The sequence below is a fragment of the Thermomonas carbonis genome (genome assembly GCF_014396975.1).
Classification (GTDB): domain Bacteria; phylum Pseudomonadota; class Gammaproteobacteria; order Xanthomonadales; family Xanthomonadaceae; genus Thermomonas; species Thermomonas carbonis.
The window spans coordinates 240,871-257,676 of record NZ_CP060719.1; the positions used below are offsets into that span (position 1 = coordinate 240,871).

Below are 16,806 nucleotides of genomic sequence, written 5' to 3' on the forward strand. Positions count from 1 at the left end.
CACGTCCGCTTCAACCGCCCGTCGCCATGCTGGCGGCATGCCGACACATGCCGCCAGCCCCGTTCGCCGCCGCCGCTTCCCCGCCAGCCTGTTGTTCCTGCTCGTGGTCGGCGTCGCGCTGGCCCTGTGGTGGCGGGCCTCGCCGATGCCGCGTGCCTTGCCCGAACTGTTCCGCCTGTGGCGGCAACCGCCAGCGCTGGAAGTTCCGGTGCCGGTGGCCGGGGTTCGCGTTCGTGCCATCGCCGACACCTGGGGCGGTCCACGCGATGGCGGGCGCAGGCATCAGGGCACCGACATCTTCGCCGAGCGCGGCACGCCGGTGCTGAGCGCGACCGACGGCATCGTGGCGCGGATCGGCGATTACGGGATCGGCGGCAGGCATGCATGGGTGCTCGGTCCCGGCGGCGAGCGCCACTACTACGCCCACCTCGACGACTGGGCACCCGGCCTGCATGCCTGGCAGCGGGTTCGCGCGGGCGAAGTCATCGGCATCGTCGGCAACACCGGCAACGCGCGGACCACGCCGCCGCACCTGCACTACGGCATCTACAACCAAGCCGGCGCACTCAACCCATACCCTCGCCTGCGCGATGCGAAACCGTCACACTTGAACGCGCCGCCGCCCCGCTAACCGGACGTTCACCGCCGTTGGCGAGGATGCAGGCTCCGCCACCGCCGAGGCCGCCATGCGCAAATCGATCGCCTTGCTCGCCCTGCTGCTCGCCGGCATGCTGGCCGCGTGTTCCAGCCTGGGTACGTCCGTGTTGCTGGGCCGCGACATCGTCTTCACCGCGCCGCAATTGCAGGCGCAGCTGGACCGCAAATTCCCGCGCGACTACAAGAAACTCGGCGGGCTGCTCAACTTCAGCCTGATGAACCCGCGCCTGAGCCTGCCGCCGGGCGGTCGCCTGCACCTGGACTTCGACATCGGCATGGGCGGTCCCGGCAACGCGCGCACGCCGTCCGGTCATTTCAGCGTGGAGAGCGGGCTGCGTTTCGATCCCGGCACCCGCGGCCTGCACATGGACCAGCCGCAGATCGTCGCGGTGGACGTGCCGGCGCTGGGCGGGGTGATGAACGACAGCGCGCGGAGCATGCTCAACAGCTGGCTGCTGGATTACGCGCGCGAGGAGCCGGTGTACCGGCTCGACGACAGCACCGTGGGCCGCATGGCTTCGCGCCGCATCGAACGGGTCGACATCGACCCGGGCCTGATCACCATTCGACTGGACTGACATGCATCGCACACGCCTTTCGATCATCGCCGCGCTGACCGCTTTGCTGCTGGCCGGCTGCGGCAAGGACGCCGCACCGGGCAACGTTGGGTCAACCGGTGAAGATGGCTTGCCGAAGCCCGATGCCGTCAGCGGCTCGGTCACCGGCATGCCCAACCCCGGCGAGTCCACGCCCAATCCGGGCCAGCCGGTGGAGATCCCGGTTGAGGACGAACTGGAAGTGCCCGCGGACATCGTGCCGATCGATGGCGAATTGCCGACCGACATCGACGGCCTGCCGCAGACCGCCACGCCCGAGCCACCGGAACCCGAAACCATGCCGCTGCCGCCGACCGAGTCCGCCGTGCCTGCCAGCAGCAGCGACAATCCGGACGCCGGCCTGCAATGAGGCGCGTGCTGCTCACCGCCAGCGTGGCGATGCTGGTGACAGCGTGCTCGCCCGCGCCGGCCCCTGCGCCAACGCCACCTGCCGCGAAACCTGCGCCGGTGACGACGCCCGCAGCCGAAGCGCCTGCGCCTGTGGAAGCGGAAACCGCGGCACCGATCGTCGAGACCTGGGAACTACCCGGCGACCTCAATCCGCTCACCACGCAGGCGCAACTGGAAGCCCGCTTCGGCAAGACCAACCTGCGCGAGGAAACCTTCAACGGTGCCGAAGGCATGGGCACCTATCCGGTGCTGGTCGCCTTCCCCGACGATCCGGCGAAGCGCCTCGAACTGATGCTGGATGCCGACAACAAGGACGCCCCGATCCAGGAACTGCGTGTGACCAATGCGGAGTCGCTCTGGCATGACGCCACCGGCCTGCGCCCGGGCATGAGCCTGGCCGAATTGGTCGCGCTCAACGGCGCACCGGTGAGTTTCTACGGGCTTGCATGGGATTACGGCGGCACCGTGCAGGACTGGCACGGCGGCAAGCTCGCCAACGCGGTCGGCAATCCGCTGTTTCGCCGCGTCACCCTGACCGCACGCACGGGGGCCGATGACAACGCATTGCCGCAAGGCGACGCCACCTTCCGCAGCGACGATCCGAAATGGGCCAGCGCCGGCAAGGACATGGTCGTCGGCGAGCTGGGCATCAGCTGGCCGCACGACGGCGAGGATTGAGTGCTCTTGCCCGTCATCCCGGCGAAAGCCGGGATGACGGGCAGCCACTGGAATGACGGCGATGTTTTCGCAGGGATGACGGCGGCGTGCAGATGCTGCGCTACAACTCGAAGCGATACGCCAACTTCACCACCAGTTGCTCGTCGTTGCGCAGGCTGAAGGCATCGTTGAACTGGTCGAAGGCACCGGCGGCGAACGGGTCGTAGCCGAAGCCGCCACGTCCGTACACCACGTACAGGTTCGACAGCGGCGCGAGCTCGTAGCGATAGCGTACCTGGAAGCCCATGTTGCGCAGGCTGAAGGGTTGCACCGGATCGTTGCTGACCACGCCGCGGCCGTCCGTACCCAGCCGCCACGCGATGGGGTTGTCGGCATCGAAGCCCAGCGCTTCCAGCTTCACCCGTAATTCCTGGCGGGTGCCGATGTTCCAGTTGAGGCTGGCGCTGAGGTCGTAGCGGTTCATGTGGAAGCCGGCAACCACGTTTTCATGGCCGGGGCCCAGCTCGTCGCCCTGCCAGATCAGCTGTTCCTGGTCCATCACGTGGCCCATCCACAGCTCGATGTTGAGCGCGTCGTTGATGTAGTAGGTGCTGCTGACCGAGGCGCTCCACGCATACGGCGTGTCCTGGCGCAGGCCGCTGGCCACGCCGATGCTGCCCTCGACGGCAAACTGCCAGTTGCCGCGCCGCGGGAAGCCGCGGCCGATGAAGCCATTGCCGCCGTTGCGCACGCGCATCGGCCCGTTGCCGCGGGTGATTTCGTCGTCGAAGGCGGCAGTGCGCAGCTGCATGTTCCAGTTGAGGTTGCCGCCGTCCTTGCGCTGGCTGTTGCCCTGGAAGCGAGTCTGCCGCTGCAGCCACAGACCGTCGTTGTTCTGCATGCCTTCCACGCGGAAGCGCAGGTTATGCGATGACCAGGCGGACTCTGCCGGCAGCTCGGTGATGCGCTTGCCCAACTCGACCTGCGCGTAGTTGAGGTCGTTGCGGCCGAGGTAGCCGGCGTCGTTGACCTCGAAATCCTCGCCGTAATGGATCAGCAAACCGGTCACGCTCCAGCCCTTGGCGAAGGTCTTCTGCGCCATCGAGGTGAAGGCGACGTCGCGCGTGTGCTGGCCCGCCTGTTCGATGTCGCTGCCGACCAGGGTGCTGGAGACGGTCAGGCTGGGATCGGGCTGCCAGCGATGGTCGAAGCCGAGCACGTTCGCGTTGCGATCGAGGAACGGCCGGTCGACATTGGTCACCATCGCGCCGAGGTTGTGCGAACCGAACGAACGCTGCAGCCGCAGCGCGCTGAAGCGGCGGCCGCCATCGCCACCCTCGTCGGCCACGAACGCGCCGTACTGGGTCGCGCCGATGCTGCCGTTGAACTTGATCGCGCCGGTGATGTCGGCCGGGCCGCTACCGTCGTCCGCCGACGCACCGATGCGCCGCGTGTACAGCAGCTGGCTGTTGTCGAACAGCAGGCCGAAGTCGAAGAAACCCTGGTTCTCGGTGAAGAACGGACGCTTGTCGCTGAAGAAGGTTTCCTGCGCGCCGAAGTTCACCACCAGCGAATCGCTCTCGACCTGGCCGAAGTCCGGGTTGATCGTCGCGGTCAGCTGGAACTGGCTGTTCGGCTTCCAGAAGATGTCGGCGCCGGCATCGAAACTGTTGTCCCTGGCCACCAGGTCGTGCAGGCCGACCACGTATGGCGTGATCGCCAGCAAGGATTGCGAGAAGACCGGAATCTCGATCTTCTCGAACTGGTTGAGGAACTGCGGCCGCTCGAAGCTGACCGCCGGCCAGGCCATGCGCTCGCCGACGCTGCCGACCACGCGGTCCAGGTAGACCGCGACCGTGCGCTTGTCGCCGGCCACTTTCTTCATCGGCGCGGTATGCCACGGGATCAGCAGCTCAGCGGTCCATTCGTCGTCATCCTCTGCCACCGCGTGCTGCCAGGTGCCGTCCCAGTCGCTGCTGAAGTTGCCGCCGCTGGTGATGGTGGAATCCTGGATGCTGTCGCTGGCGGTGAGGGTGAAGTCGTAGCCGCTGCGACCATCGCCATCGAAATCCAGCATCACGTTGACCCGGTCGATCGCCACGTCCTGGTCGCGCGCGCTGCGCTGCCGCGGGGTTTCCACGCCGGCGATCTTGGTGTTGCGGAAAGCGACCGCCAGTCCGTCCGGGGTGGCCAGGATCCAGGCCTCGGTGGGATGACGAGTCGCGGACTGGGTGAACGGCTGGACCATCCTGAAGTCGGTGACATGGCGCGCGCCCTGCCATTCGGCGGGATCGATGACGCCGTCCACCTTGACCTGAGCCAGCGCGGGCGAGGACAACGCCGCCAGCACGGAAAGCGACAACAGGGAACTCTTGTGGCGGGACAGGCGCATGGACATCACGTTCGGGCAGCGATTGCTGCGATGGCGCGCACGGTAACGATTTCGTCAACCGTTACCGACTGGCACAAGTCATGTAAACCTTCGTCAGGTGCGGCGCATCGCAGTTTCGCGGTCATCCCTGCGAAGGCAGGTAGCGCCCTATTTCGGCGATAGCCGAATATCCAGTGCTCTCAAGAGCTGGATCCCTGCCTTCGCAGGGATGACGAGCGGGTGTCTAAGCACGGTCTTGCGTCAGCGCTTCGGCCGCAGCATCGTCCCGGTGCAGTCTTTCGCGCCGCAGCGACAGGCCCAGATCTTCTTCAGGCGCGGGGTGTGGCGCTCGGCCAGGGTGATGCCGTAGTCGTAGGTCAGTTCCTCGCCCGGCTTGATCGCCCGCTTCGCATCGATGAACACCTGCGACTTCTCGGGATCATCCTCGTGCTCCTCCAGCACCGCTTCGCAGTTCGGCGCGCAGCTGTGGTTGATCCAGCGCGCGCTGTTGCCCTCGAAGTTGGCGTCGATCACGAACACTTCATTGAGCGTGAACAGGAAGGTGTGGCCGCTGTCGGCATCGCCGGTATCGCCGGCATCCACGTCCTCGTGGGTGCGCCGCCGACCCTTGTATTCGATCAGGCGCTCGCCCTTCTTGATCGCGGCCACGGCGAACATGCCGTTGCCGTGGATGGCGGACTTGCGGGTGATGATCTTCTTCGGCATCGGACGTGGCTGCAGGACGGGGCCTGCATTGTGAGCTACGCAAGGGCGCGCCGTCATCGCATTGACCGCTTTCCCGGCGGTGGGCCGTTTGCCTAGCGAAGTCCACCGCAGGATCCCGCCGATGAACCGCTGCAGCCCCATGTCCGTGCTTGCCTCGATCGCCTGCCTCGGGCTGTCCGCCTGCACCTCGCCCTCGCCGCCCGCGAGCGCAAGCGCCACGCCGGCGATCGCCAGCATCGACCGCGACGCCGAGCTGCTCGCCCGCGGCGACTATCTGATCCGCATCGCCGGCTGCAACGACTGCCACACGCCTGCCTATGGCGAGCGCGGCGGCGACGTGCCGCGCGAAGACTGGCTGACGGGTTCGCCGGTCGGTTTCTCCGGTCCGTGGGGCACGACGTACGCAGCCAACCTGCGCATCAAGGCAGGCGAGATGGACGAAGCCGGATGGCTCAAGTACACCGGTGAACTGCACACCCGTCCGATCATGCCCGACTTCAATCTGCGCGCGATGACCGAGGATGATCGTCGCGCGCTGTATCGCTTCATCCGCTCGCTGGGACCTGGCGGCAGCAAGGCACCCGACTACCTGCCGCCCGGCCAGACCCCACCGCCGCCTTACCTGCAGATGGTGCTGCCGCCGGCACCGGCATCCGCCGCTGCACCGCCTGCCCCTGCCGCGGGTTGAGGAGCGTCAACCGGCAACGGAGCCGCACGTTGCCATCGGGACTCCCCAGCGGAATCCCTACGATGCGCAAGCTCTCCGCCGCCCTCGCCCTGCTCGTCCTGTTGCCCACGCTCGCCAGCGCCCAGGGCGTGCGCGAACGCTTCAAGCAGGCGCGCGAGGCCAGCCGACAGGAACGCCCGGTCGCCGTGCCGGCGGGCGGCAGCCCCATACGCAACATCGCCTACGGCCCGGATCCGGCGCAACGCTTCGACCTCTACCTGCCGGCCAATCCCTCGCGTGCGCCGGTGGTGTTCTACGTGCACGGCGGTGGTTGGGCCAACGGCGACAAGACCAACCCGGGCCTGGCCAACAAACTGGCCTACTGGCTGCCGAAGGGCTACGCGGTGGTCTCCAGCAATTACCGGATGCTCCCGGAGACGATGCCGCTGGAGCAGGCCCGCGATATCGCCCGCGCGGTCGCCGCCCTGCAGCGGCGTGCCGGCGAATGGCAGCTCGATCGCTCCCGCGTGGTGCTGATGGGGCATTCCGCCGGTGCCCACCTGGTCGCGTTGCTCGGCGCGGATCCGCGGATGCTGACCCAAGCCGGCGCGACGCCGCCGCGCGGCATCGTTTCGCTGGACAGCGGCGCGCTGGACGTGCCCGCGCTGATGGGCAAGCGCCGGGTTCCGAAGCTTTACCAAGAAGCGTTTGGTCACGATCCCGCCTACTGGCGGTCGGTCTCGCCGCAGCAGCAGCTGACCCGCGGTGGGCTGCCGATGCTGCTGGTCTGCGCCAGCGAGCGCCGCTTCCCGACCTCGCCCTGCGATGAAGCCCGCAAATTCGCGGCGCGCGGGCGCGCGCTGGGCGTCGCGATGGTGGTGCAACCCGAGCCGCTCGACCATGGCGAGATCAACCGGACCCTCGGCCAGCTATCGGCTTACACCCGCGCCGTTTCCGACTGGATCGACCGCCTGCAGCGCTAGCCGGAGCCTGCGCTTGGCCGCGGCCGCCCGAAACCGTACAATTCCGGTACGTTTTCGAGCCACGCCCGCCATGCTCCGCGTCACCAAGCTCACCGACTACGCCACCCTGGTCCTGACCGTGCTCGCCGCGCGGCCGGGCGACGTGCTCAGCGCGCCGGACCTGGCCGAACACGCCGGGCTGGAAACACCGACCGTGGCCAAGGTGCTCAAGCCGCTGGCCCAGGCCGGGCTGGTGGAAGGGTTCCGCGGCGCGAACGGCGGGTATCGGCTGGCCCGCGACGCGGCCGCGATCAGCCTGGTCGAGATCGTCGAGGCAATGGAAGGCCCGCTGGGCATGACCGAATGCAGCCTGCACGACGGCCAGTGCGGCATCGAACAATCCTGCGGCGTGCGCGCCAACTGGCGGCGGATCAACGATGTCGTCGCCGACGCCCTGCGCGGGGTCAGCCTGGCGGAAATGCTGCAACCGGCACCCAGCATGCCGGTGCGCAAGGGCATCGCCGCCCAACTCGCGAACGCCTGAGGACCCCACCGATGACCCGCCAGACCGCCATCATCGAAACCCCAAGCGAAGCGAACGCGCAGATCCACGCGCGCCTGGGCCGCAAGTACGACGCCGGCTTCAGCACCGACATCGAGTCGGATTCGCTGCCGCCGGGCCTCTCCGAGGAGATCATCCGCGCGCTCTCCGCCCGCAAGGACGAGCCCGAATGGATGACCGAGTGGCGACTCGCCGCGTATCGGCATTTCCTGACCATGCCGGTGCCGCACTGGGCGAAGCTGGCGATCGAGCCGATCGACCTGCAGGCGCTGAGTTACTACAGCGCGCCGAAGGGCCCGAAATACGCATCGCTCGCCGACGTGCCGCAGGAATTGCTGGACACCTACGAGAAGCTCGGCGTGCCGCTGCACGAACGCGCCAAGCTGGCCGGCGTGGCGGTGGACGTGGTGTTCGACTCGGTCAGCGTGGGCACCAGCTTCCGCAAGGAGCTCGCCGAAAAGGGCATCGTGTTCTGTTCGATGTCGGAGGCGATCCACGACTATCCGGAGTTGGTGCGCAAATATCTCGGCACCGTGGTGCCGGTCGGCGACAACTATTTCGCCGCGCTCAACTCGGCGGTGTTCTCCGACGGCAGCTTCGTGTTCATCCCCAAGGGCGTGCGTTGCCCGATGGAGCTGAGCACGTATTTCCGCATCAATGCGATCAACACCGGCCAGTTCGAACGCACCCTGATCGTCTGCGAGGAGTCGGCCTACGTCTCGTACCTGGAAGGCTGCACGGCGCCGATGCGCGACGACAACCAATTGCACGCCGCCGTCGTCGAACTGGTCGCGCTGGACGATGCCGAGATCAAGTACAGCACCGTGCAGAACTGGTACCCCGGCGACGAGAACGGCAAGGGCGGCATCTACAACTTCGTCACCAAGCGCGCCGAATGCCGCGGCGCACGCAGCAAGGTCACGTGGACGCAGGTGGAAACCGGTTCGGCGATCACGTGGAAGTACCCGAGCTGCGTGCTGCTGGGCGACGACAGCGTGGGCGAATTCCACAGCGTGGCGCTGACCCATCATCGCCAGCAAGCCGACACCGGCACCAAGATGATCCACATCGGCAAGCGCACCAAGTCGAAGATCGTCAGCAAGGGCATCAGCGCGGGCCGCGGGCAGAACAGCTATCGCGGGCTGGTCAAGGTCGCCGCCAGCGCCGAGGGCGCGCGCAACCACACCCAGTGCGACTCGCTGCTGATCGGCAAGCAGTGCGGCGCGCACACCTTCCCCTACATCGAGGTCAAGAACCCGACCGCGACCGTCGAGCACGAAGCCACGACCTCCAAGATCAGCGACGACCAGCTGTTCTATTGCCGCAGCCGCGGCATCGGCCAGGAAGACGCGGTCAGCCTGATCGTCGACGGTTTCTGCAAGTCGGTGTTCCGCGAACTGCCGATGGAGTTCGCGGTGGAAGCCAAGAAGCTGCTGGATGTGAGCCTCGAGGGCTCCGTGGGTTAGGAATTGTCGTCCCGAGCTTGGCGAGGGACCTGCTTTTTTCATAGGAAGACGAACAGCAGATTCCTCACTGCGTTCGGAATGACGGGCTAGACATCATGCTGAAGATCGACAACCTCCACGCCACCGTCGCCGGCAAGGAGATCCTGAAAGGCCTTTCGCTCGACGTGAAGGCCGGCGAAGTGCACGCCATCATGGGTCCGAACGGCGCAGGCAAGTCCACGCTGGGCAACATCCTGGCCGGCCGCGAGGGCTACGAAGTCACCGCCGGCACGGTCGAGTTCGAAGGCAAGCCGCTGCTCGATCTCGCACCGGAAGAGCGCGCCGCCGCCGGCGTGTTCCTGGCTTTCCAGTACCCGGTCGAGATTCCGGGCGTGAACAACACCTACTTCCTGCGCGCTGCCGCGAATGCGCAGCGCAAGGCGCGCGGCGAGAGCGAACTGGATTCGATGCAGTTCCTCAAGCGCGTGCGCGAGAAGCTCGCCGTGCTGCACTTGAAGGACGAACTCCTGCATCGCGGCGTCAACGAGGGCTTCAGCGGCGGCGAGAAGAAGCGCAACGAGATATTCCAGCTCGCGCTGCTGGAACCGAAGCTGGCGATCCTCGACGAAACCGATTCCGGGCTCGACATCGATGCGCTGAAGTCGGTCGCCGATGGCGTCAACGCCTTGCGCTCGCCGGATCGCGCCTTCCTCGTCATCACCCATTACCAGCGCCTGCTCGACTACATCAAACCGGACGTGGTGCATGTGCTGGCCGACGGCCGCATCGTCGAGAGCGGCGGCCCCGAACTCGCACTGGAACTCGAAGCGCACGGCTATGCCTGGCTGGAGGGCCGCAAGGCGCCGGGGCAGGCGGCCTGACATGAGTGCCCTGCTCGATTCGTTCGCCGCCGCGTTCGAGACGCTCGCCGCGCGCGACGCCGCCGGCCTTGGCGAGAGCCGTCGCACGTCGCTCGATAGCGTCTTGCAGGACGGCCTGCCCGGCCCGCGCAGCGAAGCGTGGAAGTACACCTCCCTGCGTGCTTTGGAACGTCGAAGTTTCGTCACGGCTCCGGCGCCGCCGAGTGTCGATGCCGATGTGCTGGCGAAGCTGCTTCAAGCGATCCCGTCGCCGCGCATGGTCTTCGTCGATGGGCATTTCGATGCTGGCAATAGCTCGCTCGATGGACTGCCGGAAGGTCTCGACGTCCAGCCGCTGTCGCGCGTCCTGCGCGATGGCACGACGCGCGATGCCAATATCCTGCAGCGTCGCTATGCCGGTGCCGACGAGCTTTTCGCGGTTGCCAACGCTGCCTTGGCGGAAGAAGGCGTAGTTGTCCGCGCCGATCGCGACACCGCAACCATCCTGCACCTGGTGTTCGTCGCCTCGGCAACCGCTGGCGATGCCGGCGTACACCTGCGCCACCTCGTCGACCTGCGCAACGACGCCTCGCTTTCGCTGGTCGAGCATCACCTCGCGCTGGGCGACGACCGCGGCCTGGCCAACCATGTCGGCCACGTGCATCTGGGCCAGCGTGCGCGGCTTGCGCATGTGCGCCTGCAGGATGCAGCCGCTGGCGCCAGCCTGTTCGCGCGCACCGATGCCGTGCTCGCCCGCGATGCCGACTATCGCCGCACCGACCTCGAACTCGGCGGCGCGTTGTCGCGGCATGAGTTGAACGTGCGGCTGGAAGGCGAAGGCGCGAAGCTGCAGGCGGATGGCGTCCTGCTGGCCGACGGCCGCCGGCATGTCGACACCCGCCTCGGCATCGAACACATCGCCCGCGACACCACCTGCACGCTGGGTTGGCGCGGCATCGCCGGGCAACGCGGCCGCGTGGTCTTCCATGGCGGCATCGAGATCCGCGCCGGCGCGGACGGCAGCGAGGCCAACCTCTCGAACAAGAACCTGCTGCTGTCGGCCAATGCCGAGATCGACACCCAGCCGGTGCTCGAGATCCACGCCGACGAAGTGAAGGCCGCGCACGGCGCGACCGTCGGCCAGCTGGATGCCAACGCGCTGTTCTACCTGCGTTCGCGCGGTTTGCCGGAGCCCGAAGCACGCGCGTTGCTGACCGGCGCGTTCTGCCGCGAGGTCGTCGCGCGCATCGACGACGCAACGACGCGTGCGATTTGCGAGGCAGCGCTGGAGCGCGCACTGGCGCGGCTGGGCGCATGAACGCGGAGGCCACGCGGGCGATCGACTGGGCGCGGGTGCGCAATGACTTCCCGCTGCTCACGCGCGAGGTCAATGGCAAGCCGCTCATCTATCTCGACTCCGCCAACACCGGGCAAAAGCCGGCCTCGGTCATCGAGGCGACCGACGACTTCTACCGCCGCCACAACGCCAACGTCAGCCGTGCGGTGCATACGCTCGGCAGCGAGGCGACCGAAGCCTACGAAGGCGCGCGCAAGAAACTCGCCGCATTCCTTGGCGTGCACGGCGACGACCTGGTGCTGTGCAGCGGCACCACCTTCGCGATCAACCTGGTCGCGTATTCGTGGGCGCTGCCGCGTCTGAATGCCGGCGACGCCATCCTCATAACGCGGATGGAGCACCACGCGAACATCGTGCCCTGGCAACTGGTGGCGCAGCGCACCGGTGCGACCATCAAGGTCGCCGAGTTGCTGGCGGATGGCTCGCTGGATCTCGACGCGCTGCATGCCTTGATGACGCCCGAGGTGAAGCTGCTCGCGATCGCCCATGTCAGCAATGTGCTGGGCACGGTGAATCCGGTCGCCGCGATCTGCCGCGAGGCGCGCAAGCGCGGCATCGTCAGCGTGGTCGACGGCTCGCAGGCCGCGCCGCACATGGCGCTGGACATTCCCGCGATCGGCTGCGACTTCTACGCGATCACCGGCCACAAGATGTGCGGGCCGACCGGCACCGGCGCGCTGTGGGCCCGGCGTGAACACCTGCAGGCGATGCCGCCTTTCCTGGGCGGCGGCGAGATGATCAAGGAGGTGCGTTTCGACGGCACCGTGTTCAACGACGCGCCGCACAAGTTCGAGGCCGGCACGCCGAACATCGCCGGCTTCGTCGGCCTGGGCGCGGCGGTCGATTACCTGTCCACGCTCGGCATGGATCACGTCGCCACGCGCGAAAGTGAACTGCTGGCGCATGCCACCGAAGAACTGCGCAAGGTCGACGGCCTGCGCATCTTCGGTGAAGCAAGCGACAAGGCGGCGGTGATCAGTTTCCAGGTCGAAGGCGCGCATGCGCACGACCTCGCCACCCTGCTCGACCTGGAAGGCGTGGCGGTGCGATCCGGCCAGCATTGCGCGCATCCGCTGCTGCAGTGGTTCGGCGTGGCCGCGACCTGCCGCGCGTCCTTGGCGTTCTACAACACGCACGACGAGATCGACGCCTTCGTCGCCGCGTTGCTGAAAGTGCGACGCTTGCTGCTCTAGTTTCGATTCGCGGGGATATCGATGGACAACGATCCGCACATCGCGTCATTGCTTCGCGATATCCGCGACCAGCAGCGCGAGTCGCTGGCCCTGCAGCGCGAACACATCGCCGTCTACAAGGCGCAGATGGAGCGCATCGAACGCCTGAACGCGCAGGCCGAATCCCTGCAGGGGCGCGCCGGCAAGGCGCTGAAGGGCCTGCTGTGGTTCGCGATCCCGCTGCTCGTGCTGGTCCTGCTGCTGATGGCCTGGCCGTATGCCCGCTACATGTTCGGATGAATCCAGCGATGACTGAACTGCACTTCCGCGCAGCAACCCCGACCGACCTCGACGCTATCGTCGGCCTGGTCACGTCGGCCTACCGCGGCGACAGCAGTCGCGCCGGCTGGACCACCGAAGCGGACTTCCTCGACGGCAACCGCATCGACCGCGAGGTGTTGCGCGGCGACATCGAAAGTCCGCGCAGCTGCGTGCTGCTGGCGGAGCGTGATGGCGAGTTGCTGGCCTGCGCGCACGTGAGCGAAGAGGACGGTGCCGGTTATTTCGGCATGTTCTCGGTGGTGCCCGGACTGCAGGGCGGCGGCATCGGCAAGCAGGTGCTGGCCGAATGCGAACGCATCGCCCGCGACGAGTGGCGGATGCCGTCGATGCGGATGACCGTGATCGACATCCGCGACACCCTGATCGCGTTCTACGAGCGCCGCGGCTATCGGCGCACCGGCATCCTCAAGCCATTCCCGTATGGCGATGAGCGCTTCGGCCTGCCACGGCGCGACGACCTGCGCTTCGAGGTGCTGGAGAAAGTGCTGTGAGCGAGTCCTGGACCTACGTCTGCACCACCGCCGAACTGCTGCCCGGCGAGATGAAGGTCGTGTTCGATGAGGTCACCCAGGCACCGATCGCGGTGTTCAACCTTGACGGCAGCCTGTACGCGCTGGAAGACCGCTGCTCGCACGAGGACTTCGAGTTGTCCGCCGGTCATTTCGATGCGGCCGAGGGCAGCGTGGAATGCGTGCTGCACGGCGCCCGCTTCGACATACGCGATGGCCGCGCCCTGTGCGCACCGGCCTACGAGCCGGTGGCGAAGTTCCCGATTCGCAGCGCCGACGGGATGATTTTTACCCGGGATGATCGCGAAGACTGTTGATAATCGTTTGTATTTGAAAATGGTTCTCATTAACATGCTCGGCGAAGCGGCCAACCAAGCGCCGCACGCCCTGCATCGAGGACCCCCATGTCGAACTTCCGCCCACGCGCCCTGATCGCGTCCCGCTCGCCCTTGACCCTGGCCCTGGCGCTGGCGCTGTCCAGCCCGGTCATCGCCGCCGATCCCGCCATCGACCCTGCCGATACCTCTTCCAGCAACGCCGTGGCGGATCCCCAGCAGAAGCCGAAGGACCTGGATTCCGTCGAGGTCGTCGCCGATCGCATGGAGAAGCCGTCCTCGGTGAAGTACACCGAGCCGCTGCTGGACACCCCGCAGACCATCACCGTGGTCACCAAGGAGGTGATGGACCAGCAGAACCTGATCGGCCTGCGCGACGTGCTCAGCACCCTGCCCGGGATCACCTTCGGGGCCGGCGAAGGAGGCGGGGGCTACGGCGACAGCATCAACCTGCGCGGCTTCAGCGCCAGCAACGACATCAGCGTGGACGGCGTGCGCGACAGCGCGCAGTACACCCGCACCGACAACTTCAACCTGGAATCGCTGGAACTGGTGAACGGAGCGAACTCGGCGATGTCCGGCGCGGGTTCGGTGGGCGGCAACATCAACCTGGTCGGCAAGACCGCGCGCAGCGGCGAGTTCGGCGCGTTCACCCTGGGCGTGGGCACCGATGGCCTGACCCGCCTGACCGCGGACAGCAACATCGAGCTCGACGACGGCGCCGCCTTGCGACTGAATGCGATGGCGCACCGCAACGACGTGCCCGACCGCGACGTCGAGCAGTACGAGCGCTGGGGCTTCGCGTCCTCGTTCGTGATGGGACTGGGTTCTACCACCCGCGTCACCGTCAACCTGTTCCACCAGCAGGACGACAATGTCCCCGAATACGGCCTGCCCTATTTCGCCGCCTACGGTGGCCTGCTGCCCGGTGTGGATCGCGAAAGCTACTTCGGCTACAGCAACATGGACAGGCAGGAGATCGAGGTCACCAGCCTGACCGGCGTGCTGGAGCGCGATTTCAGCGACAACGTGAGCCTGCGCAGCCTGGCGCGAGTGCAGCGCGTGGATCAATTCACCCTGGTCAACCCGACCCAGGGCGCGTGGTGCCTGGACAGCGGCATCAATCCGGCGACCGGCGCAGCCTGCACCACCCCCGGCAGCTACCAGCCCAGCGGCCCGCGCGGCACCACCCGCGACACCCGCAGTGGCCTGGCGGTGAGCCAGACCGACGTGACCGCGCGCTTCGCCACCGGCGGCGTGGAGCACGCACTGGTCGCCGGACTTTCCCTTGCCAGCGAAACCTACGACCTCGAGAACGGCAACAGCCAGCGCAACCCCGACGGCACGGCGGCCAGCTATCCGTTGATGGACCTGCACGATCCGGATCACGTCTACACCGGGCCGATGACCTATATCCGCGCCGGCAAGACCCGTGGCGAACTGAGCAACAAGGCTCTCTACCTGTTCGACACCCTCAAGTTCGGCCCGAAGTGGGAGCTCAGCCTCGGCGCGCGTTACGAGAACAACGAGGGCAGCACGGTCACGACGACCTTCGCCAGCAGTGGCGCCAACCTCGGCCAGGTCACCGCGCGCAACGTGTTCGAGAACGAGGACAACCTGTTCTCCTGGCGCACCGGCGTGGTGTTCAAGCCGGTGGAGAACGGCAGCGTCTATCTGTCCTACGCCAACAGCAAGACCCCGTCCAAGGCTTCGGTGAATGGCGCATGCAACGCGGCCACTTGCGAAGTCGACCCGGAAACCGCCGCCAACATTGAGCTCGGCACCAAGTGGGCGCTGTTCGAGGAAAAGCTGCTGCTCAGTGGCGCGCTCTTCCGCAACGACCGGCAGAACTACAAGGTCGCCGACCCGGCGAATCCGGACAATCCGACCGGCATGCAGCAACTGGATGGGCAGGCACGCGTGGATGGCCTGATCCTGGGCGCGATGGGGAAGATCACCAACGCCTGGTCGGTCCATGCGCAATACACCCACCTGGACAGCGAAGTCCTGCAAAGCGTGTCCGACCGCGTCAAGGAAACCACCGGCATCGATGCGCAGGCGGGCAATCCGCTGCCCAACACGCCGAAGAACTCGGCGAGCCTGTGGACCACCTGGTCGCACGCGGGCTGGACCTTGGGCTACGGCGCAAGCTGGATGAGCGACTTCGTCGCGTCCAGCGTCGCCAACGCGCCGGTGCTGGAGGGTTACGCCACCCACCGCGCGATGGTCGGCTACCAGTTCAACGACCAGCTGTCGCTGCAGTTGAACATCGACAACCTGTCCGACAAGCAGTACTTCACCCGCATCCGCAACAACGGCTGGGCCACGCCGGGCGCCGCGCGCTCGGCCACGCTCACGGCGGCCTACCGCTTCTGAGCGTCGGACACTGACCGATCAGGAAGCCGCGCCCCGCCCATTGCAGAATGGGCGGGGCGACTTAGTTCCGGGAACACCACCATGCTGCTGCACATCCCCGACATCCTCACTCCCGACCAGGTCGCGCATGTCCGCGCACGCCTCGATGCCGCGCCCTGGGCCGATGGCCGCGTCACCGCCGGCTACCAGTCGTCGAAAGCCAAGGACAACGCGCAACTGCCGGAGGATTCGGCGGAGGCGCGCGAACTCGGCGCGCTGGTGCTGGAGGCGCTGGCGCGCAACAGCACGTTCTTCTCCGCCGCCCTGCCGCGGCGCATCTATCCGCCGCTGTTCAACCGCTACGCGGGCGGGCAGTCGTTCGGCTTCCACGTCGACAACGCGGTACGCTACGACCGCAGCCGCGGTGGCATGGATCCGATCCGCACCGACCTCTCGGCGACATTGTTCCTCAGCGCGCCGGAGGACTACGACGGCGGCGAGCTGATCATCGAGGACACCTACGGCACCCAGCAAATCAAGCTGCCGGCCGGCCATCTGGTCTTGTATCCCGGCACCAGCCTGCATCGGGTCACGCCGGTGACGCGCGGCGCGCGGATCGCATCGTTCTTCTGGATCCAGAGCCTGCTGCGCGAAGACGCCCAGCGCCGCCTGATGTTCGACCTCGATGTGTCGATCCGCACGCTCACCCGCGACGTGCCCGAGCATCCGTCGCTGGTGCAGCTCACCGGCGTGTACCACAACCTGCTGCGACGGTGGTCCGAGACTTGATTCGGGTCAATCGAAACGAAACTCGTTTACATT

18 protein-coding genes are annotated in these 16,806 nt (G+C 66.8%); 16 read left to right on the top strand and 2 right to left on the bottom strand.

Features of this window, described 5'->3' with window-relative positions; genetic code table 11:
- Nucleotides 1-37: 37 nt before the first annotated feature.
- Genes H9L16_RS01165 through H9L16_RS01180 form a run of 4 tightly spaced genes read left to right on the top strand, consistent with a single transcriptional unit; the run spans nucleotide 38 to nucleotide 2,342 of the window.
- Nucleotides 38-631 (top strand): M23 family metallopeptidase, encoded by a 594-nt coding sequence (locus H9L16_RS01165; RefSeq protein WP_187552801.1) that lies wholly within the window; start codon nucleotides 38-40, stop codon nucleotides 629-631.
- Between the two features lie 55 nt (nucleotides 632-686).
- Complete coding sequence (locus H9L16_RS01170) at nucleotides 687-1,235, top strand: YceB family lipoprotein (RefSeq protein WP_187552802.1); 549 nt, start codon at nucleotides 687-689, stop codon at nucleotides 1,233-1,235.
- Between the two features lies 1 nt (nucleotide 1,236).
- Nucleotides 1,237-1,623 (top strand): hypothetical protein, encoded by a 387-nt coding sequence (locus H9L16_RS01175; protein ID WP_187552803.1) that lies wholly within the window; start codon nucleotides 1,237-1,239, stop codon nucleotides 1,621-1,623.
- Nucleotides 1,620-2,342, top strand: a complete 723-nt coding sequence (locus H9L16_RS01180) for a hypothetical protein (RefSeq protein ID WP_187552804.1) — start codon at nucleotides 1,620-1,622, stop codon at nucleotides 2,340-2,342. Before H9L16_RS01175 ends, H9L16_RS01180 begins: the two co-directional genes overlap by 4 nt.
- Before the next feature lie 100 nt (nucleotides 2,343-2,442).
- Here the strand turns inward: H9L16_RS01180 and H9L16_RS01185 are convergent, their stop codons facing one another.
- Both H9L16_RS01185 and H9L16_RS01190 read right to left on the bottom strand, forming a co-directional pair.
- The gene (locus H9L16_RS01185) at nucleotides 2,443-4,713 is read right to left on the bottom strand and encodes a DUF5916 domain-containing protein (protein ID WP_187552805.1); all 2,271 of its coding nucleotides are present in this window, start codon (nucleotides 4,711-4,713) and stop codon (nucleotides 2,443-2,445) included.
- Between the two features lie 240 nt (nucleotides 4,714-4,953).
- A complete protein-coding gene (locus H9L16_RS01190) occupies nucleotides 4,954-5,418 on the bottom strand; it encodes an SET domain-containing protein (RefSeq protein WP_187552806.1) in 465 nt (154 codons plus the stop codon).
- A 121-nt stretch (nucleotides 5,419-5,539) separates the two neighbouring features.
- On the opposite strand from H9L16_RS01190, the gene H9L16_RS01195 reads away from it, so the two are divergent.
- The 12 genes from H9L16_RS01195 to H9L16_RS01250 all read left to right on the top strand — a co-directional run bounded on the left by H9L16_RS01195 (nucleotide 5,540) and on the right by H9L16_RS01250 (nucleotide 16,773).
- Nucleotides 5,540-6,106, top strand: coding sequence for a hypothetical protein (locus tag H9L16_RS01195; protein WP_187552807.1), 567 nt, complete (start codon nucleotides 5,540-5,542; stop codon nucleotides 6,104-6,106).
- A gap of 62 nt (nucleotides 6,107-6,168) precedes the next feature.
- Entirely contained in the window at nucleotides 6,169-7,068 is a 900-nt protein-coding gene (locus H9L16_RS01200) for an alpha/beta hydrolase (protein ID WP_187552808.1), read from the top strand.
- A gap of 70 nt (nucleotides 7,069-7,138) precedes the next feature.
- Complete coding sequence (locus H9L16_RS01205; RefSeq protein WP_187552809.1) at nucleotides 7,139-7,591, top strand: SUF system Fe-S cluster assembly regulator; 453 nt, start codon at nucleotides 7,139-7,141, stop codon at nucleotides 7,589-7,591.
- An 11-nt stretch (nucleotides 7,592-7,602) separates the two neighbouring features.
- Nucleotides 7,603-9,075: a Fe-S cluster assembly protein SufB gene (gene sufB, locus H9L16_RS01210; RefSeq protein WP_187552810.1), complete on the top strand. Its 1,473-nt coding sequence runs from the start codon at nucleotides 7,603-7,605 to the stop codon at nucleotides 9,073-9,075.
- Nucleotides 9,076-9,170: 95 nt separating this feature from the next.
- Nucleotides 9,171-9,935 (top strand): Fe-S cluster assembly ATPase SufC, encoded by a 765-nt coding sequence (gene sufC, locus H9L16_RS01215; protein WP_187552811.1) that lies wholly within the window; start codon nucleotides 9,171-9,173, stop codon nucleotides 9,933-9,935.
- Between the two features lies 1 nt (nucleotide 9,936).
- Nucleotides 9,937-11,232 carry a Fe-S cluster assembly protein SufD gene (gene sufD / locus H9L16_RS01220; protein ID WP_187552812.1) on the top strand — a complete coding sequence of 432 codons (1,296 nt, stop codon included), beginning with the start codon at nucleotides 9,937-9,939 and terminating at the stop codon, nucleotides 11,230-11,232.
- Entirely contained in the window at nucleotides 11,229-12,464 is a 1,236-nt protein-coding gene (locus H9L16_RS01225; protein WP_187552813.1) for a cysteine desulfurase, read from the top strand. Before sufD ends, H9L16_RS01225 begins: the two co-directional genes overlap by 4 nt.
- 21 nt (nucleotides 12,465-12,485) lie before the next feature.
- The gene (locus H9L16_RS01230; protein ID WP_187552814.1) at nucleotides 12,486-12,743 is read left to right on the top strand and encodes a hypothetical protein; all 258 of its coding nucleotides are present in this window, start codon (nucleotides 12,486-12,488) and stop codon (nucleotides 12,741-12,743) included.
- Between the two features lie 8 nt (nucleotides 12,744-12,751).
- The gene (locus H9L16_RS01235) at nucleotides 12,752-13,276 is read left to right on the top strand and encodes a GNAT family N-acetyltransferase (RefSeq protein ID WP_187552815.1); all 525 of its coding nucleotides are present in this window, start codon (nucleotides 12,752-12,754) and stop codon (nucleotides 13,274-13,276) included.
- The gene (locus tag H9L16_RS01240; protein ID WP_187552816.1) at nucleotides 13,273-13,611 is read left to right on the top strand and encodes a non-heme iron oxygenase ferredoxin subunit; all 339 of its coding nucleotides are present in this window, start codon (nucleotides 13,273-13,275) and stop codon (nucleotides 13,609-13,611) included. Before H9L16_RS01235 ends, H9L16_RS01240 begins: the two co-directional genes overlap by 4 nt.
- An 87-nt stretch (nucleotides 13,612-13,698) precedes the next feature.
- Nucleotides 13,699-16,005 carry a TonB-dependent receptor gene (locus tag H9L16_RS01245; RefSeq protein WP_187552817.1) on the top strand — a complete coding sequence of 769 codons (2,307 nt, stop codon included), beginning with the start codon at nucleotides 13,699-13,701 and terminating at the stop codon, nucleotides 16,003-16,005.
- 81 nt (nucleotides 16,006-16,086) lie between these two features.
- Entirely contained in the window at nucleotides 16,087-16,773 is a 687-nt protein-coding gene (locus H9L16_RS01250; protein WP_187552818.1) for a Fe2+-dependent dioxygenase, read from the top strand.
- The last annotated feature ends 33 nt before the right edge of the window (nucleotides 16,774-16,806 follow it).